At 73.0% G+C, this 22,901-nt stretch carries 19 protein-coding genes and 7 pseudogenes; 12 read left to right on the forward strand and 14 right to left on the reverse strand.

All coding sequences use genetic code 11. The features are described 5' to 3' along the window. Nucleotides 1-157: 157 nt before the first annotated feature. On the forward strand, nucleotides 158-1,843 hold the full coding sequence (locus DRB89_RS41960) for a transposase (protein ID WP_239516692.1): 1,686 nt from the start codon (nucleotides 158-160) through the stop codon (nucleotides 1,841-1,843). A gap of 222 nt (nucleotides 1,844-2,065) precedes the next feature. On the opposite strand, the gene DRB89_RS41965 is transcribed toward DRB89_RS41960, so the two are convergent. The 5 genes from DRB89_RS41965 to DRB89_RS41985 form a co-directional block, all read right to left on the reverse strand. After that, complete coding sequence (locus DRB89_RS41965) at nucleotides 2,066-2,593, reverse strand: NUDIX hydrolase family protein (RefSeq protein WP_162689026.1); 528 nt, start codon at nucleotides 2,591-2,593, stop codon at nucleotides 2,066-2,068. Between the two features lie 130 nt (nucleotides 2,594-2,723). Further along, the gene (locus DRB89_RS41970) at nucleotides 2,724-3,341 is read right to left on the reverse strand and encodes a TOPRIM nucleotidyl transferase/hydrolase domain-containing protein (RefSeq protein ID WP_112451833.1); all 618 of its coding nucleotides are present in this window, start codon (nucleotides 3,339-3,341) and stop codon (nucleotides 2,724-2,726) included. A 281-nt stretch (nucleotides 3,342-3,622) separates the two neighbouring features. Continuing rightward, on the reverse strand, nucleotides 3,623-3,871 hold the full coding sequence (locus DRB89_RS41975; RefSeq protein WP_112450333.1) for a hypothetical protein: 249 nt from the start codon (nucleotides 3,869-3,871) through the stop codon (nucleotides 3,623-3,625). Nucleotides 3,872-4,169: 298 nt separating this feature from the next. After that, nucleotides 4,170-5,045 (reverse strand): C40 family peptidase, encoded by an 876-nt coding sequence (locus tag DRB89_RS41980; RefSeq protein WP_239516693.1) that lies wholly within the window; start codon nucleotides 5,043-5,045, stop codon nucleotides 4,170-4,172. Between the two features lie 306 nt (nucleotides 5,046-5,351). Further along, complete coding sequence (locus tag DRB89_RS41985; RefSeq protein WP_239516695.1) at nucleotides 5,352-6,635, reverse strand: glycosyl hydrolase; 1,284 nt, start codon at nucleotides 6,633-6,635, stop codon at nucleotides 5,352-5,354. A gap of 116 nt (nucleotides 6,636-6,751) precedes the next feature. Here DRB89_RS41985 and DRB89_RS41990 point away from each other — a divergent pair. Beyond that, nucleotides 6,752-6,904 (forward strand): annotated as a pseudogene (locus DRB89_RS41990) (hypothetical protein); the annotation flags it as partial. Here the strand turns inward: DRB89_RS41990 and DRB89_RS41995 are convergent. Beyond that, nucleotides 6,886-8,058 (reverse strand): annotated as a pseudogene (locus tag DRB89_RS41995) (MFS transporter); the annotation flags it as partial. The pseudogenes DRB89_RS41990 and DRB89_RS41995 sit on opposite strands and share 19 nt — an antisense overlap. Nucleotides 8,059-8,203: 145 nt before the next feature. Between DRB89_RS41995 and DRB89_RS46220 the strand changes: the two are divergent. The 3 genes and pseudogenes from DRB89_RS46220 to DRB89_RS42010 all read left to right on the forward strand — a co-directional run. After that, nucleotides 8,204-8,530, forward strand: a pseudogene (locus DRB89_RS46220) (LacI family DNA-binding transcriptional regulator); the annotation flags it as partial. A 100-nt stretch (nucleotides 8,531-8,630) separates the two neighbouring features. After that, nucleotides 8,631-8,861: a hypothetical protein gene (locus tag DRB89_RS42005; protein ID WP_162688965.1), complete on the forward strand. Its 231-nt coding sequence runs from the start codon at nucleotides 8,631-8,633 to the stop codon at nucleotides 8,859-8,861. Nucleotides 8,862-9,084: 223 nt separating this feature from the next. Continuing rightward, nucleotides 9,085-9,477, forward strand: coding sequence for an SHOCT domain-containing protein (locus tag DRB89_RS42010; RefSeq protein ID WP_112453062.1), 393 nt, complete (start codon nucleotides 9,085-9,087; stop codon nucleotides 9,475-9,477). 60 nt (nucleotides 9,478-9,537) lie between these two features. Here DRB89_RS42010 and DRB89_RS42015 read toward each other — a convergent pair. Next, nucleotides 9,538-10,092, reverse strand: a pseudogene (locus DRB89_RS42015) (sigma-70 family RNA polymerase sigma factor); the annotation flags it as partial. 207 nt (nucleotides 10,093-10,299) lie between these two features. On the opposite strand from DRB89_RS42015, the gene DRB89_RS42025 reads away from it, so the two are divergent. Beyond that, nucleotides 10,300-11,319, forward strand: coding sequence for a helix-turn-helix domain-containing protein (locus DRB89_RS42025; RefSeq protein WP_112451975.1), 1,020 nt, complete (start codon nucleotides 10,300-10,302; stop codon nucleotides 11,317-11,319). A 96-nt stretch (nucleotides 11,320-11,415) separates the two neighbouring features. On the opposite strand, the gene DRB89_RS42030 is transcribed toward DRB89_RS42025, so the two are convergent. The 4 genes from DRB89_RS42030 to DRB89_RS42045 all read right to left on the reverse strand — a co-directional run bounded on the left by DRB89_RS42030 (nucleotide 11,416) and on the right by DRB89_RS42045 (nucleotide 13,206). Continuing rightward, nucleotides 11,416-11,787 carry a hypothetical protein gene (locus DRB89_RS42030; protein WP_239516697.1) on the reverse strand — a complete coding sequence of 124 codons (372 nt, stop codon included), beginning with the start codon at nucleotides 11,785-11,787 and terminating at the stop codon, nucleotides 11,416-11,418. Between the two features lie 133 nt (nucleotides 11,788-11,920). After that, nucleotides 11,921-12,481, reverse strand: coding sequence for an SMI1/KNR4 family protein (locus DRB89_RS42035; RefSeq protein WP_112451812.1), 561 nt, complete (start codon nucleotides 12,479-12,481; stop codon nucleotides 11,921-11,923). Nucleotides 12,482-12,530: 49 nt separating this feature from the next. After that, complete coding sequence (locus DRB89_RS42040) at nucleotides 12,531-12,797, reverse strand: DUF4031 domain-containing protein (protein ID WP_112451811.1); 267 nt, start codon at nucleotides 12,795-12,797, stop codon at nucleotides 12,531-12,533. Nucleotides 12,798-12,804: 7 nt separating this feature from the next. After that, on the reverse strand, nucleotides 12,805-13,206 hold the full coding sequence (locus DRB89_RS42045) for a hypothetical protein (protein ID WP_112454012.1): 402 nt from the start codon (nucleotides 13,204-13,206) through the stop codon (nucleotides 12,805-12,807). A 338-nt stretch (nucleotides 13,207-13,544) separates the two neighbouring features. Between DRB89_RS42045 and DRB89_RS42050 the strand changes: the two genes are divergently transcribed. The 4 genes and pseudogenes from DRB89_RS42050 (at nucleotide 13,545) to DRB89_RS42065 (ending at nucleotide 18,184) form a co-directional block, all read left to right on the forward strand. Then, nucleotides 13,545-14,732: an FAD-dependent monooxygenase gene (locus tag DRB89_RS42050; protein WP_112453038.1), complete on the forward strand. Its 1,188-nt coding sequence runs from the start codon at nucleotides 13,545-13,547 to the stop codon at nucleotides 14,730-14,732. A gap of 439 nt (nucleotides 14,733-15,171) precedes the next feature. Continuing rightward, nucleotides 15,172-16,638, forward strand: a pseudogene (locus tag DRB89_RS42055) (glycoside hydrolase family 18 protein); the annotation flags it as partial. Nucleotides 16,639-16,672: 34 nt separating this feature from the next. Continuing rightward, nucleotides 16,673-17,980, forward strand: a complete 1,308-nt coding sequence (locus tag DRB89_RS42060) for a sensor histidine kinase (RefSeq protein ID WP_112453046.1) — start codon at nucleotides 16,673-16,675, stop codon at nucleotides 17,978-17,980. 21 nt (nucleotides 17,981-18,001) lie between these two features. Then, nucleotides 18,002-18,184, forward strand: coding sequence for a hypothetical protein (locus tag DRB89_RS42065; RefSeq protein WP_112463808.1), 183 nt, complete (start codon nucleotides 18,002-18,004; stop codon nucleotides 18,182-18,184). A gap of 216 nt (nucleotides 18,185-18,400) precedes the next feature. On the opposite strand, the gene DRB89_RS45765 is transcribed toward DRB89_RS42065, so the two are convergent. Both DRB89_RS45765 and cynR read right to left on the reverse strand, forming a co-directional pair. Continuing rightward, nucleotides 18,401-19,261, reverse strand: a complete 861-nt coding sequence (locus tag DRB89_RS45765; RefSeq protein WP_162689191.1) for an ECF transporter S component — start codon at nucleotides 19,259-19,261, stop codon at nucleotides 18,401-18,403. A gap of 126 nt (nucleotides 19,262-19,387) precedes the next feature. Continuing rightward, nucleotides 19,388-20,524, reverse strand: a pseudogene (gene cynR / locus DRB89_RS45770) (transcriptional regulator CynR); the annotation flags it as partial. Between the two features lie 123 nt (nucleotides 20,525-20,647). Between cynR and DRB89_RS42075 the strand changes: the two are divergent. Then, on the forward strand, nucleotides 20,648-21,280 hold the full coding sequence (locus tag DRB89_RS42075; protein WP_112453030.1) for a carbonic anhydrase: 633 nt from the start codon (nucleotides 20,648-20,650) through the stop codon (nucleotides 21,278-21,280). Between the two features lie 280 nt (nucleotides 21,281-21,560). Continuing rightward, nucleotides 21,561-21,896: a hypothetical protein gene (locus DRB89_RS42085; protein WP_112463810.1), complete on the forward strand. Its 336-nt coding sequence runs from the start codon at nucleotides 21,561-21,563 to the stop codon at nucleotides 21,894-21,896. A gap of 199 nt (nucleotides 21,897-22,095) precedes the next feature. Here the strand turns inward: DRB89_RS42085 and DRB89_RS42090 are convergent. Next, nucleotides 22,096-22,854: pseudogene (locus DRB89_RS42090) on the reverse strand (AMP-binding protein); the annotation flags it as partial. Nucleotides 22,855-22,901 lie beyond the last annotated feature (47 nt).

Genomic DNA, 22,901 nt, shown 5'->3' on the forward strand with positions numbered 1-22,901 from the left:
AGGCATCGTGTCAACTTCCCCAAGTGACGCCGGATCCCCGATCCGGCGTGAAACGAATCCGGCCGCACCCCTGCGGCAGACACCCGGAGTGGACTCCCCACGGCTAAACGCCCGTTAAAGCCGCAGGCGGACGACGCTGGCCCAGCGATGCGCCGCGATGTCGGCGCGTCTGGCCGTCGCCGGCATCCGCTGCTCCGCCCACACTCTCGCCGACAAGCGGCGCATGTGGAAAGCGGCTGGGGAGAACCCGGCCGTCCTGCTGCCCCGGCTGCGGGACAAGCGGCCTGGCGGCTTCACCGACCCGCGGTGTCTGGCGGCCATGGAAGAGGTGGTGACACGGCGTGCACGCGAGTCGGATGTGACCGTCGAGCTGATCCGCGAGGAAGTGGAAGACCTGCTGCGTTCGCGGTACGCCGCAGAACTCGGCGATCCGGCTGTCGCGGCGATGCTGCTGCCTTCTCGTTCCACCTTCTACCTGCGGATGAAGGAGTCTGGTCTGGCTGATGCCCTGGGCCGGCCGACACGGGCCCGGGCCGCACTGGCCTGCACCCCGCCCCTCCCCCACGGTGGGCGCGGGGCCGTGCTGAGGCCGGGGCAGGTCACCCAGGTCGACACCACGCCGCTGCGGATCCTCGCCTGCGGCGACGACGGGCGGCCCACCGCCGCGGAGATGACCGCGCTCATCGATGTGGCCAGCCACAGCGTGTGCGCACTGATGATCACTCCCAGCCGTACGGGGGACGCGGCGAGCGGGCAGGTCGGCCGGGCGATGCGGGCGATCGACTTGACCTTGATGCTGGCGCAGGCCTTCGCGCCCTGGCCGGTGATGCCCGGCTGGGACCCTCTGAGTGCGGCCGCCGCCTCCAGCCTGCCGTTCGGGGCGCTGCGGGCGGCGGACGAGCGGTTCAGCGAGGCCACGGCCGCCCGCCCGGTCATCCGTCCTGAGCTGATCGTCTACGACCAGGGCAGCCCCTATGTGAGTGAGCACTTCACGTCAGTCTGCGACCGGATGCGCATCGCGCGGCGCCCGGCACGCAAGAAGACCCCGGCCGACAAGCCGCTCGTCGAGCACTTCTTCACCACCCTCGCGCATCGCTTCAGCCAGTACGTGCAGCATGGCTGGCAGGGCCGCAGCCATAAGAAGCGCGGCCACGGTATCGAGCGCATGCCGCTGTTCACGATCGCCGAGCTCCAGCAGATGGCCCAGGAATGGGTGGCGCTGGACTATCAGCAGACTCCCGATGCGGGGCTGCGAGACCCGCTGCGGCCCGGGGTCGTGCTGTCTCCCAACGACATGTATGCCGTCCAGGTGGCCCGTAGCGGGTACCGGCCGGTGCCGCTCACCGCCGCCCAGAACCGCTTTTTCCTGCTGCCCCGCTGGGTCATTCCCGGCAAGAGCGGGTTCATGATCAACTACAGGACCTATCAGCCCGTCGCACAGGACGCCGGACACTACCGCGAGGTCTTCCTGCGTGGCGGCTCGAAACTGCCCGGCCGCGGGGACCGTTGGGAATGCCGCTTCAACCCCTACCGGCCCGAGCGGGTATGGCTGCATGACCACACGGCGGGGAACTGGGTCACGTGCGATTTCCGGCTGCGCCACCTGCTCCACGACCCGTGGAGCGCGGACATGTGGCAGGAGCACGCCGAGCAGCACCGCGCGGCAGGCGGCAGCGAGCGGGACGAGGAGGCGATCGCCCTGGCCCTGGCGCAGCGCGAACGCCGCCGCCGCAGTAGCAGGCCTCCCTCGAAGCGCACCGGAGCCGAACCGTCTTTCCGAGGTGTCGAGTTGGAAACTGAGCAGCTGGCCCCGGACCCCTACGCAGGTCCCAGCGACGACTAGACGGGTGGGGTCGTCGGCGGGGTCAGGTGTGTTTAAGGGACGGCCCCGGGTCCTGCGCCCAGCCCGGGCAGGCGGGGGCCGGGCGCAGGACCGGGGGCGCGGGCAAGTGCCGGCGGTGCCGTCCGTGTTCGGTGGTGCCCCGGAGGCAACGTCCGTGCGCCGCCCGGTGTTTCACCATCGCGGGGGCGCAGTACCGGCCCCCGCGTGTCGCCGCAGAGCGGCCTAGTAGGCGTGTCCCGCGTACGCGAGGGCCTGCTTCAGCAGGACGCCGTGCCCGCCCGGGATCTCGCTCTGCACGGCCACCGACGCGGCCTCCTGCGGGCTGAACCAGACGAGGTCCAGCGCGTCCTGGCGGGGGCGGCAGTCGCCGGTCACCGGCACGATGTAGGCGAGGGCCACCGCGTGCTGGCGCGGGTCGTGGTACGAGGTGACGCCCGCCGTGGGGAAGTACTCGGCGACCGTGAACGGCTGGAGGGAGGCGGGGACGTGCGGCAGCGCGACCGGGCCGAGGTCCTTCTCCAAGTGGCGCAGCAGCGCGTCACGGACCCGCTCGTGGTGCAGTACGCGGCCGGACACCAGGGTCCGGCTGACCGTCCCGTCCGGACCGATGCGCAGCAACAGACCGATGCTGGTGACTTCGCCGCTGTCGTCCACGCGTACGGGCACCGCCGTCACGTACAGGATCGGCATCTGGGCCCTGGCCATTTCCAGCTCATCCGTGGTCAGCCAGCCGGGCGTGGTTTCGGTCATGTCAGACATTGCTTGATCATACTTTCCGGGTGCGGCGGCCGCCAGGATCCACGGGCCGGTTCGGGTACGGGCGGTTCGTGCCAGCCGTACTCTACGGAATGGCCGCGCCGCCCGGTATGACCGAAAGCCGTCAGAGGCCGGCGAGCAGACCGTGGAGCGGCGCGGGCACCCGGTCCGGGTCCAGGGCCTCGACGAGGACGTGGCCGTAGCGGATCTTGCGCCCCTTCTTCGTGCCGAAGAAGCGCCGCAACTGCTGCGGCGGGGTGCGTCCCTGCTGCGCGGGCTGGCGCTGGAAGGTCTGCAGGGCGCGCAGCTCGCCCTCGGCGCGGACGAGCTCTTCCACCCGGGTCACGCCCAACGCGCGGATGAGCTCCTCCTCCAGGTCCGCCGCGCAGACGAAGAACTCCTGCTCCGCCGCCCCGGCCCGTTCCAGGCCGCGGGCGTAGAAGCCGCGCTCCGCCTCGTCGCACAGCCCCGTGAGGCGCAGGCCCAGGCCGGAGGGCCCGAGGAGGTGCGCGAAGCGCCCGACGCTCATCGCGCCGCCCATCGACAGCACGCAGACCCCTTCGGCCGCCAGGTCGCGGCCGCGGCTCGCGGCCAGTGCGCCGACCGCCGCCGCGTCGCTCGGCCCTTCGAGCAGGACGACCGTCCGGACGGGCAGCCGGGCGGCGAGTTCGCGCGCGCGGTCGCCGGGACCGCCGGCCGCCCAGGCCGTCACGGCTTCCCGGAAGGCGTCCATGTCGTTCATGAGGCGAGTCTGTGCCCTTTCCGGCCCGGGCGGTAGGCAATTTCGGTGCGCACACCCGTGGACGGCGAGCGGTCGGGCGGTCCCGCCGCGGCCGGAGGGGTGTCCCCGGGGGCGTACGGCAGATGGCGGACGGAACTTGTGGAGCGGCCCCGCGGTCAGCACGCTTGCCCCATGCCCTCACCCTCAACATGGGAGGGTACGCGGGAGGAGTCAAATGGATGAAGTGGACAGGGACGAGCGGGCCGGGCGGGTCAGGGGGTGGGGGGGATGGGGGGCGACGGTCAGGCGTTGCCGCCGGCCCGGCGGCGCATCAGGAACACGCCGCCGCCGAGCGCACCGGCCAGGAGCGCCGAACCGGTGGCGTTCAGGGTGACGGTGCCCCTGGGGGCGGCGGTGGCGGGGGAGACGGTGAAACCGAACGACGTGACGTTGGGCGTGGTCCCGCCGTCGTTGGCCGAGGCCATCGGCGCGGCGAGCGCGAAGGCGGCGGTGGACAGCAGGGCTACGGACGCGACACGTATCGCACGCATGGTGAATCCTCCGGGTCCCCGAGGCGCAGCCGCGAACTGTTTGTCCGCAAAAGGCAGTACATGCTCCTCGATGTGCTCGACGCTAGGTCCGGTTGGCGCAACCGGCGACTCGGGCCGCACGAACGGACCAACGGAGAGAGTGAGTTGACGGGCGCGCTCCCAACTCCCCTGATACGGAGGGTGAGCGCCACGCCGGACGGTCCGGCCCCGTGCTGGCACTGAGTGACGGACACGCCGGGGAACCCCGGCGGACGGGCCGGGGAACGCCCGCGCGGGCGCACACGGGACGTCCGGCGGCTCACCCGGGCCGGACGCTCCCGTAAACGGGCTGGTAGTGGATCGGGTCCTCGCGGACGTACGCCCCCGGCCGCGGGGCGTGGATCATGCGTCCGCCGCCCACGTAGATCCCGACATGGCTGATGTCGCCGTAGTAGAACACCAGGTCACCCGGGCGCAGCTGCTTCGTCGCGATCCGCGGCGCCGCCTCCACCTGGTCCCAGGTGGTGCGCGGCAGCGTGACGCCCGCCGCGCGCCACGCGGCCTGGGTCAGGCCGGAGCAGTCGTAGGAGTGCGGGCCGGTCGCGCCCCAGACGTACGGCTTCCCGAGCTGGGCCCGCGCGAAGGCCACGGCCCGGGCGCCGGCCGCCGAAGCCGGGGCGTCGGCGGGGAGCGGGCCCGAGCCGACCGGGTCCCGGGCGGCCTGGACCCGTTCCCGCTCCGGCCGGGTGAGCTGCGCCAGCAGCGCGTTCGCCGCGGTGAGCCGGCCCTGCACCTCCTGTTTGCGCCCGCGCAGCTCCTCCTGCGCCCGCTCCAGCTCCGCGATCACCGTGTCCGCCGCCCGGCGCTTGCTCGCGGTCTCGGCCCTGGCCCGGGTGTACTCGGTGAGCAGCGCGTCCTCGCGGCCGCCGAGCCGGTTCAGCAGGTGGTTCTGCGCGAAGAAGGCCTGCGGATCGTCGCTGAGCAGCAGGGTCGCGGTCCCGCCGAGGGGGCCGGCGGTCCGGTAGCGGTCGGCGGCGTGGCTGCCGAGCAGCCGTCGCGTCTCGTTCAGCTTCTGGGTGGTGCGGGCCACCTGGTCCATGAGCGCCGAGAGCAGGGCCCGCTGCTTCTCCGTCCGCTCGGCCGCCGCGTCGTAGGCCTGCACGGCCGTGCCCGCCTGCCGGTGCAGCTCGTCCACGCGGGTCCGTACCTCCTCCACCGAGGGGCGCGGGGCGGGCACCGCCGCGGCGTCCGCCGCGGGGGCGCCCGCCGTATCCGCAGGCCCGAGGCCAAGCAGGCCGTGCTCGACGAGATCGCCGCGGAGGCCGAAAAGGCCGCCGCGCGACTGGCCGGACGCGGTAAGAGCAGGGCGGCGGCCCCGGCTCCCGCGGCCAGCACCCCGCGCCGGGTCGGACGCGGGGAGGCCGGGGGTCGGGCGGTGCGCGGGTCGACGCCGTTGTCGGTCTCGGGCATACGGGTTCTCCTCCAGGCGGTGTCGTTCCGGTCAGTCCCGGACGGGGACGTCGGACACGTCGGTCACATCGGACACGTGCAGTACCTCGGTGATGCCGCGCGCGGCCAAGTGCTCCGCGTCCCCGGCGAGTTCGGCCAGGACCACCGCCGGCCGGACCCCCTGGGCGGTGAGCTCCGCCCAGGCCTCGAAGAACGCCCCGCCGGGCGCGCACACCGAGCGGTCCGGCGCGGCCTCGGCGCCGCCGACGTCCACGGCGAGCGCGGTGGAGCGCACCGCCGGGCGGTGTGCGCGGCCCCGCCACTCCCCGGCGATCCGGGCGATGACCTCGCCGGCGGGCTTGACCCGGCGGTCGTTGGTGAGCAGCCCGAGGCCGTACTCCAGCTCCGGGAAGTCCGCGAGCTCCCGCGACACGTCGTGCGAGCACCACCAGGTCACGCCCCACACGTCCGCGCAGTCCAGGGCGTTCGCCACGGTCGCCTCGGTGAAGGAGGCCGCGTGCCCGGGCCCGATCAGCGGCGCGGGCGCGCCCACCTCCTGGAGCCAGACCGGGCGGTGCGGGTCGAGGGCCCAGGCCTTGGAGAGTTCGATCAGGTACGCCGCGTGGTGCTCGGTGGCCGTCCCGGTCCGGCCGTGGCGCTGGGCGGTGCCGTTGAACACCCAGGAGTGCACGGCGGTCGCTCCGCCGAGCCGGGCCGCCTGGGCCGCGGTGAAGGGGTGCCCGTCCTGGTACCAGGCGGCGTCGTACTCGGCGTGCAGGTGCAGACGGTCGGGCGCGCCCCGCTCGCAGGCGGCGAGCATCCGCTCGAGCCACCGGCCGGCCTGCTCCCGCGTGATCCGGTCGGGGGAGGGGTGGGGGTCGTCGGAGAACTGGTTGACCTCGTTGCCGACGGTCATGCCGAGGAAGTTCGGCCGGTCCGCGAGGGCGGCGGCGAGGGTGCGCAGGTACTCCTCCTGACCGGCGAGTACCTGCGGGTCGCTGAAGATGTTCCGGCGGTGCCAGGTCCCGGTCCAGGCGGGCAGGAAGTCGAAGCTCGACAGGTGGCCCTGCAGTCCGTCCACGTTGACGTCGAGCCCGCGCTCGGCGGCCGCGTCGGCGAGCGCGACGAGCTGCTCGACGGCGCGCGGCCGGATCAGCGTCCGGTTCGGCTGGAACACCGGCCACAACGGGAAGACCCGCACGTGGTCCAGGCCGAGGCCGGCGATCGAGTCGAGGTCGGCCCTGACCTCGTCGAGATCGAAGTCGAGCCAGTGGTGGAACCAGCCGCGCGTCGGCGTGTAGTTGGCGCCGAAGCGCAACGCGGCACGGGCGGGCACGGGGGGGGCGGGCGGACACCCAGAGCGGCAGCCCCGGACACACCGGGCAGCTCCGCACCCTCTCCGCCGGCGAAGGGGAGGTCCTCGCGCGGGTCGGCGAGGGCCGTGCAGACCAGAGGATGGCGAAGGGGGGGAACCTGTCACCGGCGAGCGTGAAGGCGTACGTGTCGGGGATCGTGGCGCAGCTGGACCTCTCGAACCGGACCCAGGCCGCGATCCTGGCCCACGAGGCCGGCCTGGTCGGCGCGGCGCCCGCGAGCACCCGCTGAGTGGCCATCAGGACCACCAGCGCCGCACCTCCGGCCACACCCGCCACCGCGAACCCCATCGCCGTGCCGCCCGCCTCCACCGACGGACCCGCCGCAGCCGTGCCGATCGCCGCACCCACCCCGAAGAACGTCACCAGCCAGGAGAACGCCTCCGTCACCGTGCCCGCCGGCGCGTGCCGGTCCACCACGATGAACGCGCACGCCAGCGCCGGCGCCAGGAACACCCCGGCGAGCGCCGCGAACACCGTCATCAAAACCGGCCCCGGCACCAGCACCAGCGGCAGGTAGCAGACCGCCAGCAGCGCCACCAGCATCCGCAGCCGCCGCTCCGGAGCACCAGGCCACTGCCGCGCCCCGTAGACCACACCGCCCGCCAGCGCCCCCAGACCCAGCGCCGCCATCAGCCAGCCGTACACCGCCTGGCCCCCGTGCCCGTCCGCGTACGCCACACCCGCCACCGTGATCGACCCCAGCGCCGTACCCACGAAGAAGAACGAACCCAGCAGCGCCAGCAGCCCGCGCGAGCGCAGCGCCCCCAGCCAGTGCGCCTCGCGCGGCGCCGAACGCCACGCGCGCGAAGGCTCGGACACCACCACCGACAGCGCCCCCAGCACACCGATCGCGTTGATCACCAGCAGCGCCGCCGCCGGATCCCACAGCGCCACGAACAGCGTCACCAGCAGCGGCCCCACCGTGAACATGACCTCCTGGGCCACCGCGTCCATCGCGTACGCCGCGTGCACCCGCTCCTCCCGGTGCCCCAGCACCCCCGGCCACAACGCGCGCAGCCCGCCCTCCAGCGGCGGCGTGAACAGCCCCGCCACCACCACCGCCCCGTACGCGACCGCCACCGAACCCGTACCGGCCAGCGCCAGCCACACCATGCCCAGCGCGGACACCACCGCCGCCGGCAACTGCACCCGCGGCTGCCCGAACAGGTCCACCGCCCGGCCCAGCAGCGGCTGCCCCACCGCGTTGGCCACCCCGTACGCCGCCGCCAGCGCCCCGGCCAGGCTGTAGCTGCCGCCCTCGGCCCGGGTGAACAGCACGATCGCGATCGGCCCCGTGCCGTTCGGCAGCCGGCCTATGAGCGTGCCCACCAGCAGCCTCGCGGCATGCCGGGTCCTGAGCAGCTCCGCGTAACCCGCGGCCATGTCCGCCCCCTTCTGCCCGGACCCAGCCGGGAGTAAGCCAAGTAATACGTATAACGTGACGGGTCATACGTACCATGGCCACACTCGGACGGTCCACCCGCCGAACCCCGAACACCCCCGTGACCTCGCACTACAGGAGCACCGTGTGACGAGACCCACCAGCCGCGACGTGGCCACCGCCGCCGGGGTCTCCCAGGCCACCGTCTCCCTCGTCCTCGGCGACAAATGGCGCGGCCGCGTCTCCGAACGCACCGCCGACACCGTCCGCAAAACCGCCACCGCACTCGGCTACCGCCCCAACCTCGCCGCCCGCAACCTCCGCCTCGGCTCCACCCGCACCGCTCTCCTCGTCGTCCCCGCCCTCACCAACGAGTTCTTCGCCCGCGTCTACACCGGCGCCGCCCGCATCGCCGCCGAACACGGCTTCGGCGTCGTCCTCTACCCCTCCCCCGACGGCACCGGCCCCGCCCGCCCCGCCGAGACCACGTAGGGGGGCAGTCCTGCTCGGCATGGCCGCACCGCGGCACCCCCGGTACCGGAACCTGGTCACAGCGGGATTCTCGCCCCGGGTCGTGCGATGGCTCGCGGCCCGGACCCAGGAGCGGCCGGTGGCCCTGGTGGAGCGCGCGGTCGCCCCGGGCATGCACATGGACTTCGTCGCCGCGCTCGCCTCCTGGCCGCCGATCCAGACGACCTGCGAGATGGCCGGCGTACCGCAGGGCGACGAGCCGCTGACCTTCGAGTGGAGCAACCGGATCGCCGGCAGACCGCACCCGGACCGGTCGGCAACACCCGGGGAGTGAGGAAGCGGCGCGCCCCAGCGCGCCAGATCGACGCGGCGGGCCGGCCCGCGCCGAGCGGCGCCGCCCCCCAGACCCGCCCCGACGCCGACGGCGCCGGCCCGGCCGGGGCCCGGTGGGGCAGGCTCCGGGGCCGTGTCGCCGCCGTCGGGGCGGCTACTCCGCGTGCGGATCCATCACCGGGGCGGTATGAATTGATCTGTCCCTTATGTGATCGGAGTGACGCGTGGACGACTATCCGCTGCTCAATCTGTTCTGGACCATGCTCTGGCTCTTCCTGTGGGTCATGTGGTTCTTCCTGCTGTTCAAGGTGATCACGGACGTCTTCCGCGACCACGACCTGCACGGCTGGGGCAAGGCGGGATGGCTGGTCCTGGTGCTCCTGCTCCCGTACATCGGGGTCCTCGTCTACCTGATCGTCCGCGGCCGCGGCATGGGCAAGCGGGACGTGAAGCAGGCCCAGGAGAACGAGAAGGCCTTCCAGGACTACGTGAGGAAGGCCGCCAGCGGCCCCGGCCACAGTCCGGCCGAGGAGCTCGCGAAGCTGTCCGCCCTGAAGGAGAAGGGCGACATCACCCAGGAGGAGTTCGCCAAGGCCAAGGAGAGGCTCCTGGCCTGACGGCCCTCCCGTCGAACCCGTGCAGGGGCGGACCGCGTGCGGTCCGCCCCCGCACGGGTTTCAGGCGGCGGCGAGCGGGGTCTCGGCGTCCGTCAGCAGGTCGATCAGGGACGAGCGCGCCCGGGCCACGCGGGAGCGGACCGTGCCGATCGGGCAGCCGAGCATGAGGGCCGCCTCGGCGTACGGGAGCCCCAGGAGCTGGGTGAGGACGAAGACCTCGCGCCGCTCGGCGGGGATCTCCGCCAGCAGCTCCGAGAGGGCGACCCCGTCCTCGAAGCCGGGCAGACCGCGGGGCTGGGTCTGCTCGGCCGCGGTCTGCCAGTCGTCTCTGTCGGCGATCTTGGGGCGGGCCGCCTTGTGGCGCAGGCTGTCCACCACGGTGCGGCGGGCGATGGACAGCAGCCACGTACGGGCGGAGGAGCGGCCCTCGAAGCGGTGCAGGCTGACCAGGGCGCGCAGGAGGGTCTCCTGGGTGAGGTCGTCGGCGGACTGCGGGTCGCCGCTCAGGTAGGAGACGTACCGGCGCACATCGCGCTGGACGGCGCGGACGAACCGGTCCACGGCGGCCGGGTCGCCGTCGCGGGCGGCCAGGGCGAGCAGCGTGACCGCCTCGTCGGGGCCGGCGGCGTGGCGCGCGGAGGCCGTGGCCGTGGCGGCGCGGCCGGAGGGTGCGGGGGCGGCGGGTGCGACGGCGGGCGGAGCGGTGGCGGGCGGAGCGGCGGGGGCCGGGTGTGCGTCTGCGCGGTGGTCACAGGACGATGCTGGACTAGACCAATCGCTCGCCCCAGTGTCCTGAACGACATGATGGGGTACTTTCGCGCCATGACGCCTCGTTCACTGCCGGAGTCCCCGGCGCCGCACCGGGTCGTGGCCCTGCTGCAGCCCCCGCAGTCGACCTTCCCGCTGGCCTGCGCGAGCGAGGTGTTCGCCGATCACGGCCCGGTGATCCCCGTGCGCTACGCGTTCGAGGTCTGCACGGAGCACCCAGGCCCGGTGCGCACCCAGGCCGGCTACGACCTGCTGGTCACCACGGGCCTGGACGCGTTGGAGCGCGCGGACACCGTGTTGGTCCCCGGTTGGCAGCAGTCGGCCGGCACGGAGGCGTCGGCGGCTGTGATCGACTCGCTCCGCCGGGCGCACGGGCGCGGCGCGCGGATCGTCGGCATCTGCTCGGGTTCCTTCCTGCTCGCCGCCGCCGGACTGCTGGACGGCCGGCGGGCCGCCACCCACTGGGCCCAGGCCGCCGAACTGGCCGCCCGCTTCCCGCGGGTCCAGGTCGACGCCGCAGTGCTGTACGTCGACCACGGCGACGTCGCCACCAGCGCCGGATCGGCGGCCGGGGTGGACCTGTGCCTCCACCTGGTGAGCGCCGACCAGGGCGCCGCGTACGCGATGCGGGTCGCCCGGCAGATGGTGATGCCGCCGCACCGCGAGGGCTGCCAACTGCAGTACGCCGAACTGCCCACCTCCGGACCGGTCGCCGACTCGCTGGCCCCGCTGCTGGAGTGGCTGTCCGGGCGGCTCGACCAGCCGGTCAGCGTCGCCGAGATGGCGGTCCGCTCGCAGGTCTCGGCCCGCACGCTGACCCGGCGCTTCGGCGAACAGCTGGGCATCAGCCCCGGACGCTGGCTGCTGGACCGGCGGATCGCCGCCACCCGGGCGCTGCTCGAGGAGACCGACCTGCCCGTGGAAACCATCGCGCACCGGGTCGGTCTCTCCTCGGCCGTCAACCTGCGTCGGCGCTTCCACGAGGCCCTGCGCACGACACCCGCCGCCTACCGGCGCGCCTTCCGTGCGGACGAGGCCGGGCGGAAGGCCGAAACGGTGTCCTCTGGGGCCTGATCCGGCACCGGCACGCACGCGCACGCCGGCCACTGGAGCGCGCCGGCCACGGGAGCACGCCGGCTGAGCGACCACGCCGGCCACGCGACCACGCGACTATGCCGAGTCCGCCTCGGGGTCCGTGCGCCGTGCCGGGCCCGGCTTTCCCGGGTCGGACCGGCGGGACCGCACGAAGCGGAGCAGGCGCGTGATGCCGTAGCCGAGCAGCCAGGGCAGCACCGTGATGCCCCCGACGTACACGGTCAGGTAGTCGAGGAAGTCGTACAACTGCTCCGGCGCCGCCACGGTGCCATCCACCCGTTTCGGCCACGCCCACCGGCTCAGCGGGAAGACCATGACGATCGCCGAGGTCACCACCGGTATCAGCGGGACCAGGACCGACCACAGCCGAGGCCGCGGACCGGGTGTGGAGGCGCACCGCACCCCCAGCGCGACCATGGCGAACGGGCCGAACAGCGCCCACAGCACCCCCGGGAACAGCAGCAGTGTCCACCACTCGTCCGAGTACTGTACACCAGGTAGAGCGGCGGCAGCGTGAGATGTGTATAAGGGCCAGTCCTCCACCCCGACCCAGACCCCCGCGACACAGAAGGTCTAGGCGTCAGCGGCAGAGTTCGAAGATGTCGTCCTCGAAGGTGTCGAACTCCGCCTGCGCCTCGGCGACGATCTCGCGGGCCGGCCTGCGCGGGGTCGTCGCGTGCCGCTCCGCGAGTGCGGCCAGGGCCTCGTCCGGGCGGGGTTCGCGGTCCGGGTACAGGGCCGCCTCCAGCGGGCCGAAGCCGTCCGCCAGCACCCACAGGAAGTCGGACAGGTTCCCGGCCACCACGCCGACCTCGCCCTCCGAGCCCATGAACACCACCGGCTGCGCGGCGAGCGGCTGCCCCGGGCGGACGCGCCAGATCGCGGCGAAGCCGCCGGAGCCGTCCTGGCCGAAGACCCGGTAGGCGTCGCCGTCGAGCTCGTCGTTGGCCGTCCAGGCGCGCAGCCACTCGGTGGTCTCCGCCGCCAGGTAGAAGGCCTCGTAGGGGCTGAAGTCGACGTCCTCCCCCTCGCCCCCGTAGGGGAACTCGACCCGGGACACCTCGGTCAGGGCGGGCGGGAAGCAGCGGTCATCGTCCGTGCCGGTGCTCGTGCCGGTGCTGGTCTTGGTCGTCTCTGTCACGCGTGCAGGCTAACCAGCTCCGCTGACAGCCCGGACGCCCGGACGGGGACTACGCCGGGCGGCCCTTCGGCCGGCGCAGGCCCGCCCCCGTCAGGCGGCGGACCAGTTCCTTGCTGCCGATCTCGACCGCGCCCGCGCCCACCGCGTCCGCGTACCGCTGTTCGGGCACGTCGTAGTGGTCGCGTTCGAAGGCCTTCGCCGGGCAGCCGATGGAGGCCGCGAAGGCGTGCAGTTCCTCGAACGAGACGTCGCTGACCAGGTGCGACCACATGCGGCCGTGGCCGGGCCAGGTCGGCGGGTCGATGTACACCGTCACCGGCGGCTCATTCGCCGAGTCCGGCGCCGGGCCCGGAGGCGGCTCCGAGGACGGATCCGAGTCCGCCCACCGGCCCCACCCGCACACCGGCCTCCGAGCACACCCACATCGGGTCGGGTCCAAGCTCGGGCTCCACGTCCAGCGCGTGCGGCTCGCCGTGGCCGCAGACGGGGCACAGCGGCCAGCGCCCGTACTTCTGCAGCAGCGAGTCCTTGACGTCCTGGGCGACGAGCCCGGCGAGGTAGTCGACGCCCTCCGGCCACTGCTCCACCCACCACCGGCGGTGCGTGACCGAGTCCTCGACGAGGGAGACGACATCGGCCTCGGCGACCTCGGCCGCGACGAGATCGGCGAGTACGAGGGCGCGCGCGGTGTGCAGCGCCTGTTCCAAGGGGGTCGCGTGGTCCATGGAGACATTGTGGACCCGTACGGGCCAAGTGGCGAAGGTCCTCTTCACCTCCCGCATCCGCACCTTTCCGCAAGTGCCTTATGGCGTCTTGACGTTCCCACCCACTGAAAATAGATTTCAAGGGTGAGCAAGAACGTGAAAGAAACCTTCAGTGAGGGTAATGGCGATGGCCCTGGCGGCGCGGCCACCCCCGCACCCCCCGCACCCCCCTGCCTCATATCCACATCTCACTCTACCGACTCCACAGGGGGGTGGACATGAGCACACTCTACAGCTGTAGAGTCCCCTGTAAGGCCTCTACGAATGTAGAGGGTCGGCGGGTCAGGGGAAGGTGTGCCATGTCGGAGGAGCTTGCGCGTCATGCGGTCGTGGCGGGTGCGGGGATCGGCGGGCTCACGGCCGCCCTGGCCCTGCACCGCCGGGGCTGGCGGGTCACCGTCTGCGAGCGGGCGGCCGGTCCGACCGCCGCCGGCGCGGGGATCGTCCTCGCCCCCAACGCCCTGCGCGCCCTGGACGCCATCGGCTTCGACCCCGCCGCCGCGGCGGGCGGCTCCGTCCCCACGGCCGTGGGCGGCCTGCGCCGCCCGGACGGCGTCTGGCTCAACCGCGCCGACACCACCGCGATGACGGCCCGCTACGGCAGGCCCCCGCTCGCCCTGCACCGCTCGGCGCTCGCCGCGGCACTGACCGCCGCACTCCCCGAGGGCACCCTCTCTTACGGGGCTGCCGTCACCGCCGTCGAGGAGGCCCGCGGCCGCGCCGTGGTCCGTACCGCCGCCGGGGACCTCACCGCCGATGCGGTCATCGCCGCCGACGGCATCCACAGCACACTGCGCCGCCGCTCCTTCCCGGACCACCCCGGCCTGCACTACAGCGGGGAGACCGCCTGGCGCGCCGTCCTGCCCGGCGGGGCGGTCACCGAAGCCTGCGAGACCTGGGGACGCGGCGAACGCTTCGGGACGGTCCCGCTCGCCGACGGCCGGGTCTACCTCTACGCCACCGCCGTCGTCCCCGAGGGATTCCGGCCCGCGGACGTCCGCGCCGAGCTCCTGCGCCGCTACGGCACCTGGCACGACCCGATCCCCACCCTCCTGGAACGGATCGACCCGGCGGCGGTACTCCAGCACGACCTGTACGACCTGGCCGCCCCGCTGCCCCGCCTCCACGACGGCCGTACCGCCTGGATCGGCGACGCCGGGCACGCCATGACCCCGAATCTGGGGCAGGGCGGCTGCCAGGCCATCGAGGACGCCGTGGTCCTGGCCCACCTGCTGGAACGCGTGGACCGGGCCGGTGTCACCGCCGCCCTCGCCGCCTACAGCAGGGCGCGCCTGACCCGTACCGACGCCCTCCGGGTCCGGGCCCGTCGTGCGGGCCGGGTCGCCGCCCTCTCCCACCCGCTGGCCGTCGCCGCCCGGGACCTCGCCGTCCGCGCGACCCCAGCCCGTACCGCGCGGCGCGCCCTGGACGACCTGTTCGACGGGTTCACGCTCCCGGCCCGGGCGGAGCGGACCGAAAGCCGCTGAAACCGCTGAAGCCGCTGAAGGCGTTGCGGCGGGCGACGCGGAAAGCTGCCTTCGACGCGCCCGTTTCCTTCGATCCGGGGGCCGGATCCGACCCCGAACCTTCCCCTGAAAGGGATACGGGCGCGCACGGAGCGTGAGATCCGGGTCCCCCGGCGGTGACCCGCCCCACAGGACCCACGTCACATACGAACCGGGATCGTAGTCCCTGAAGGTCCCATATCCACCCCCACACACCAGCCCCGACCTGCACCGATACCCGCCCGGCCGGCGGGGGGCCGTTCCGCCCCGGCTGCGAGGACCACTAGTAAGAGCGGTCGTTGCCAGCGGCCTCGAACCCCCCATGGTTTATTTTTTTGTTCGAAGCAGAAGCCGTCATGCGTGATTTCTGCCTGTCGCGTGTACTCGGAGATGTGTATAAGAGGCATCCCGGAGGCAGTTCATGCACATCCGTAAACCCCTCATCGCGGCTGCCGCCACGGCCGCGCTTGCAGCCGGTGCGCTGGCCACCTTCGCGGGACTCGGCACCGCCTCGGCGGCCGAGGCCGGGACCACCGCCACGGCCGGCAATGTCAAGATCGCTTACTACGACCAGTGGAGCGTGTACGGGAACGCCTTCTACCCCAAGCACCTCGACACCCGCGGCATAGCGAGCAAGCTCGACGTCATCAACTACTCCTTCGGCAACATCCACCCCACCAACCTCACCTGTTTCGAGGCGAACAAGGCGGCGGGCGACGACAACAACCCCAACGCCGGTGACGGTGCGGGCGACTCGTACGCCGATTACCAGAAGTCCTTCAGCGCGGCCGACAGCGTCAGCGGCGTCGCCGACAAGTGGGACCAGCCCATCGTGGGCGTGTTCAACCAGTTCAAGCAGCTCAAGGCCAAGTACCCGAACCTGAAGATCAACATCTCGCTCGGCGGCTGGACCTACTCGAAGTACTTCAGCGACGCGGCCAAGACCGACGCTTCCCGCAAGAAGCTCGTCTCCTCCTGCATCGACCAGTACATCAAGGGCAACCTGCCCGTCGAGGGCGGCTACGGCGGCGCGGGAAGCGCGGCCGGCATCTTCGACGGCATCGACATCGACTGGGAGTACCCGGGCTCGTCGGGCGGCCACCTCGGCAACCACTACGCCCCCGAGGACAAGCAGAACTTCACGCTGCTGCTGAAGGAGTTCCGCACCCAGCTCGACGCCCACGGCGCGGCCAACGGCGGCAAGAAGTACCTGCTGACCTCGGCCCTCCCGGCCGGCCAGGACAAGATCAAGTACATCGAGACGGACAAGATCGGCGCGTACCTCGACTACGCGAACATCATGACGTACGACATGCACGGCGCCTGGGACTCGGACGGTCCGACGTACCACCAGTCCCCGCTGCTGCCCTCCTCGTCCGACCCGACCGACGCGATCGCCCCGGGCACCGAGAAGTACAGCATCAAGAACGCCATCGACTCCTGGATCGACGGCAACCCGGCCTACGGCATCACCGGCGGCTTCCCCGCCAACAAGCTGGTCCTGGGCTACGAGTTCTACTACCGCGGCTGGAAGGGCGTGCAGCCCGGCACCACCAACGGCCTCGCCCAGCCCGCCACCCTGGCCTCCGCCGCCCGTCCGACCAGCCAGCAGGCCGGCATCGCGCTCTACAAGGAGCTCGGCGGCATCGTCGACAACCCGGCGACCACCTTCTGGGACGACCAGGCCAAGGCCTCGTACTTCTTCAAGGACGGCGAGTTCTTCACCGGCCTGAACCAGAAGTCCATCCAGGCCCGGGTCGACTACGGCAAGCAGCGCGGCCTGGCCGGCGCGATGATGTACTCCCTGCTCGGCCTGGACGCCAACGCCACGCTGCTGAACCAGATCTCGGACTCCCTCGGCGGCACCACCCAGCCGCCGACCACCCCGCGGGTCACAGCGGATCGAAGGGCGGGGCGGAATCATGGGCAGCGGCGAGCACGGCGGCGGTGGGATCGGCAGGGTGCTGCGGGCTCCTGTGCAGGGGCGGACCTGGCGGGAGTTCGGGTACCTGATGCTCGGGCTGCCGCTCAGCACGCTCTACTTCTCGCTCGCCGTCGCGGGCGTCAGCCTCGGCGCCGGACTGCTCGTCACCTTCCTCGGAGTCCCGGTCCTCGCCGGGGTGCTCGCCATGTGCCGCGGCTTCGGCCGCATCGAGCGGGCCCGGGTGCGCGGCCTGCTGGGCCACGACATCGCCGAGCCCGCGCCGATCCGGGCGAAGAAGCCCGGGCCGATCGCCGCCATGGGGGCGCTGCTGAAGAGCGGGAGCGCCTGGCGGCACGTGCTGTACTCCGTGATCCACTTCCCGTGGGCGGTCTTCGGCTTCTGCGTGGCCCTGGTGTTCTGGGCCTACGGCTGGGCCATGCTGCTCTACCCCCTCTGGTTCTGGGTCTTCCCCGCCTACACCGACCAGCCGGGCCTGCAGCTCTTCCAGAACGCCGACTACTCCTTCTACCTGGACTCGCCCCTTGCGATCGCCCTGACCTGCGCGATCGGGCTCGCCTTCACGCTGGCCACCCCCTGGGTCGTCCGGGCCCTGACCACCGTCGACCGGCTGCTCGTCGTCGGGCTGCTCGGCCCGTCCCGGCTGGACCACCGCGTCAGCGAGCTGGAGTCCGACCGCGGGGTCGTCGTCGACACCGCCGCCGCCGATCTGCGGCGCATCGAGCGGGACCTGCACGACGGGGCGCAGGCCCGGCTGGTGGCCCTGGCCATGGACCTCGGGCTGGCGAAGGAGAAGCTCACCGAGGACCCGCGGGCCGCGGCCCGCATGGTCGACGAGGCGCACGGCGAGGTGAAGATCGCCCTGCAGGAGCTGCGCGACCTCGCCCGCGGGATCCACCCGGCGGTGCTCACCGACCGCGGCCTGGACGCGGCACTGTCCTCGGTGGCCGCCCGGTGCGCCGTGCCGGTACGGGTGGCCGTGGACCTGCCCGCGCGTCCGGCGGCGGCGATCGAGGGGATCGCGTACTTCACCGTCTCCGAGCTGCTCCAGAACATCAGCAAGCACGCGGGGGCCCGTACGGCCTCCGTCGACGTGTGGAAGTCCGGCGAGCGGCTGCTGATCCAGGTCACCGACGACGGCCGGGGCGGAGCCGGTGCCGATGCCCTGGCCGGGTCGGGACTGGCCGGGCTGGCCGAGCGGCTGGACGCGGTGGACGGGGTGCTGGTCGTGGACTCCCCCGTGGGCGAGGGCACCACCGTGACCGCCGAGCTCCCCTGGCGCGCCTGACACACCCCCGGAGCCCCGCCGGTGGCCGGAGAGCTGCGCGGCTGGCTGACCGAACGCCTCGCGCTCCACCTCGGCCGGCCGGTCGGCAGCCTCGACCCCCGGACCCCGCCCGCCGTCTACGGCATGGACTCGGTCTGCCCCCTGACCCTGTGCGGTGACCTGGCGGACGAGCGGGGCCTGATCGTCCCCTCGACCACGGGCTAGGACCCCCCGCAGAGCCGCGTTCGAGGCCGCTGGCAACGACCGCTCTTACTAGTGGTCCTCGCAGCCGGGGCGGAACGGCCCCCCGCCGGCCGGGCGGGTATCGGTGCAGGTCGGGGCTGGTGTGTGGGGGTGGATATGGGACCTTTAGGGACTACGATCCCGGTTCGTATGTGACGTGGGTCCTGTGGGGCGGGTCACCGCCGGGGGGACCGGATCTCACGCTCCGTGCGCGTCCGTATCCCTTTCAGGGGAAGGTTCGGGGTCGGATCCGGCCCCCGGATCGAAGGAAACGGGCGCGTCGAAGGCAGCTTTCCGCGTCGCCCGCCGCAACGCCTTCAGCAGCGTCGGGCCGATCGTGAGCGTCAGTACGACGGTCAGCGCGGCCCGCCCCAGGTCCCAGCCCAGCGACGTCGCCAGGCAGTAGGCCAGGAAGCGGGTCAGGTTCGCGGCCACCGGGTCCCCCGGGTGGAAGGAGATGCCCTGGCCCATGCCCTGCAGGATCACCCAGCCCTGCAGGTTCATGACCGTGCCGTACGCGAACGAGCCCAGGAACCCGTACAGCGCGAGCATCGCCAGCTCGGCCCGTCCCCTGATCCGGTCCGGCCCCGGCAGCAGGCCCGCGCCGAGCGAGAACCAGCCCATCGCGAGCATCTGGAACGGCATCCACGGCCCCACCCCGCCCGTGAGCAGGGCCGACGCGAACATCGTGACCGCGCCGAGGACGAAGCCGAATCCCGGGCCGAGGACGCGGCCGCTCAGCACCATCAGGAAGAACATCGGCTCGAGACCGGCCGTGCCCGCGCCCAGGGGGCGCAGCGCGGCCCCGACGGCGGCCAGTACGCCGAGCATGGCGACGGCCTTGGCGTCCATGCCGTCGTCCGCGATGGTCGCGACGACCACCCCGACGAGCAGGGGCAGCAGGGCGGCGAAGAGCCAGGGGGCGTCCTGGGAGTGGGCGAAGCCGGACTGGCGGTCGGCGAGGAGGGGCCAGCCGAAGGCGGCGATGCCGATGAGGGTGACGAGGACGAGGGCCGCGGCGACCTGGGAGACCGTGAGCCAGTGGCCCGGGGCCAGGATCTTGGCGACCTGCGGTGCGAAGGCGGGGGAGGAGACGACGACCTCGGCGGTCGGGCCGTCCGCGACGATCTCGCCGCCGGCCAGGATCACCACCCGGTGGGCGAGCTCGGCGGCGAGTTCCACGTCGTGGGTGGCCAGGACGATGGCGTGGCCGTCGGCGGCCAGCGCGCGCAGGATCTCGACGAGGCGGGCCTTGGCGGCGTAGTCGAGACCGCGCGTCGGCTCGTCGAGGAGGAGCAGGGCCGGGCGGCCGGTCAGCACCAGGGCGAGGGCCAGGGCCAGGCGTTGGCCCTCGGAGAGGTCGCGCGGGTGGGTGTCGTCGGGGACGTCGGGGAGCAGCTCGCTGACCAGGGCGCGGCAGGTGCCGGGCGGCCGCCCGGCGTCGTGGTCGGCGGCGGCGCACTCGGCGGCGACGGTGTCGGCGTAGAGGAGGTCGCGGGGCTCCTGGGGGACGAGCCCGACGCGGGTGACCATCTCCCGGGGCGGGGTGCGGTGGGGGTGGAGGTGGGGGTGCGCGTGGGTGACGGCGTCCGGGAGGACGGTGGCGAGCCCGGTGCGCTGGACGATCTCGGTCAGGGCGTTGACCGAGTTGGCCTCCACCGCGATGCGGGGCCGCACCCGGTGTGCGGCGAGGTGGGCGTCGATGTGGCCGCGCGTGGCGAAGTCGCCGCTGAGCAGGGCGAGCGGCTGGTCGGCCAGCTCGCCCAGCGGGAGCGGCGCGGTGCGCCCGGCCTGGGGGTGGGGGGTGCCCACGACGAGGCCGAGGGTCTCGGTGAACAGCTCCGTGCCGGTGATGCCGGACAGGTGGGTGCCGCTGAAGGCGACGCCCAGGTCCAGGGCGTCGTCCAGCAGCGCGTTCTCGATCTGATCTTGGGTCAGTTCCCTGAATTCCAAGGTGATTCCGGGATGCCGTGCGTGGAGGAGCCCGGCCAGCGGGCCGATGAGGTACGCCGTGAAGGTGGGGGTCATCGCGAGCCTCAGGGTGCCGGTCGAGAGGTCCTGGACGTCCAGTACGGCGCGGTCGGCGGCGGCCAGGTCCCGTAGCGCGCGGCGGGCGTGCCGGGCGTAGACCGCGCCGGCATCGGTGAGCCGCACGGCGCGGCCCGTGCGGTCCAGCAGCTGGACGCCCACGGTCCGTTCCAGCTGCTTGATCTGCTGGGACAGGGTGGGCTGCGAGATGTGCAGGTCCTCGGCGGCGCGGGTGAAGCTGGCGTGCTCGGCCACGGCGAGCAGGTAGCGCAGGTGACGGAGTTCCGGTGCCATGGATCCGACTATAGATGACAGCAATAACGATCATGGAAACTGCGACTTGGACGCTATGGATGCAGCTCATGCAGGGTGGAACCCGTCGACCACACGAGGTCGGCACCCACCGAAGGGAGCGACATGCATGACCTCACCGAGGGCGTCGCACGCTTTCAGCAGGACGTGTTCCCGGCCAAGGCGGAGCTCTTCGCCCGCCTGGCGACCACGCACCGCCCGACGACGCTGTTCATCAGCTGCTCAGACGCCCGCGTCGTGCCGGAGCTGATCACCCAGCGCGAGCCGGGCGAGCTGTTCGTCATCCGCACCGCGGGCAACCTCGTCCCCGCCCACGTCCCCGCCCACACCCCCGGCTCGGACGGGGTCGCGGCCGGCATCGAGTACGCCGTCGCCGTCCTGGGCGTGAACGACATCGTGGTCTGCGGGCACTCCGCCTGCGGTGCCATGACCGCTTTGGCCGACGGCCACGACCTCACCGCCCTCCCGGCCGTCGCCGGCTGGCTCCGGCACGCCGGGACCGCGCAGCCGCGTACGGCCACGGCCACCGCCACGGCCGCCGGATCCGGGGACGGGGTGGCCGCCCTGGTCCGGGACAACGTCGCCGCGCAGCTGGCGAACCTGGCCACGCACCCCTCGGTGGCCCGCGCCCTGGCAGGGGGGTCGCTCACCCTGCACGGCTGGGTCTACGACATCCCCACCGGCTCGGTCGGCGAGATCGCCCCGGCCGCCGGCCGCACGGCCGCCCTCGCGGCCTGACCCCTCGCCCCTTCGACCCCTCCACCCCCGCAGCTCCGACCGCCCCGCAGCCGGACCCGGAGCCCCGCCCGGACCCGGAGCCCGAGCCCGACCCGGAGCCGGAACCCCGCCCGGACCCGGAGCCCGAGCCCGACCCGGCGCCCGCGCCCCGCCCCGACCCCGCGTCGGAGGCCCCGGCCCGGCTCGCTGACCCCGCGGCCGCCGCACCCCCGCCACCCGCCGGCCGCCTTCCCGTGCCCCGGACCCCGACAACCCCGGGCGGCGGCGGCTCGCCCGTGAGGTGCTGGCCGAGTTGCGGCGGATCGACGCGCGGCTGTTGCTCGGGGAGCGGGACATCCGGTACCTCGCGGGCGGGGTCGAGGCCTGGCTGGAGCGCGGGGCCGGGGTGGACGCGCTGGTCGGCGCCCTGACGGGCGACCTGCCGCACCCCCTCCGCAATCCGGCCGGGCTCATCGCCCATCGCCTCGCGGCCCAGCTGCCGCCGCCGCTGGTACCGCTCCCCCGCGCTCCCGTCTTCGTACCGCCGGACCCCTTCCACATCTGCCCGACGTGCGAGAAGGCCTTCCGGAGCCCGGCCCCCGGCACCTGCAAGGGCTGCGGGCCGCCCCCAGGTTGAGGGGCTCCGAGCGCGCAGGGCGGCGTGGCGGCCGGGCGGGATGCTCAGGTGGGCCTGATCGTCGAAGCCCGCCGTCGTGGCAACGAACGGGTCGAGGGCTCCTACCGCTGACCGTCCGGGCGCAGCACGGACATGTCGACGTCCGGTCCCGCCGGTTCGGCGGGTTCGGCCGGTCCGTCCGGTCCGGCCGGTCCCCGCCTCAGCGGGCCCGGAGTTCGCGTTTGAGGACCTTGCCGCTCGCGTTGCGCGGGAGCTCGGTGACGAACTCCACCTCGCGCGGCACCTTGTAGTTGGCCATCTCCCGGCGCGACCAGGCGATCAGGTCGTCGCGGGTGAGCAGCGCTCCCGGGCGGCGTACCGCGTACGCCTTGCCCACCTCGCCCAGCCGCGGGTCGGGGATGCCGACCACGGCGACGTCTGCGATGTCCGGGTGCAGGCCGAGGAGTTGCTCGATCTCGGCCGGGTAGGCGTTGAATCCGCCGACGATGAACATGTCCTTGATCCGGTCGGTGATGCGCAGGTTCCCGGCGGCGTCTAGGACCCCGACGTCACCGGTGCGCAGCCAGCCCTCGGGGGTGATGGCCTCGGCGGTCTCGGCCGGGTCCTCGAAGTAGCCCTGCATGACGTTGTGGCCGCGTACCCAGACCTCCCCGGCCTCTCCGGCCGGCAGCGGCTGCCCGTCGGCCCCGGCGATGCGCAGCTCCGTACCGGGGATGGCCCGCCCGGACGTGGCGGCGATGGTTTCCGCCGGGTCTCCGCGCCGGCACATGGTGACGATGCCGCTGGCCTCGGAGAGCCCGTACGCGGTGAGGACGGTGGCGATGTGGAGCTCGCCACGGAGGCGTTCGACGAGCTGGAGCGGGACCACGGCGGCGCCGGTGACGACCAGGCGCAGGGCGGAGAGGTCGTGGTGGTCGCGCTGGGGGTGGTCGAGGAGCGACTGGTGGAGGGTGGGCGGGTATAAGAGACAGGGAGCGGGGCGGGGGCCTCGACCACGCGCTCGCC

Source organism: Streptomyces sp. ICC4 (assembly GCF_003287915.1).
Taxonomy (GTDB): domain Bacteria; phylum Actinomycetota; class Actinomycetes; order Streptomycetales; family Streptomycetaceae; genus Streptomyces; species Streptomyces tritrimontium.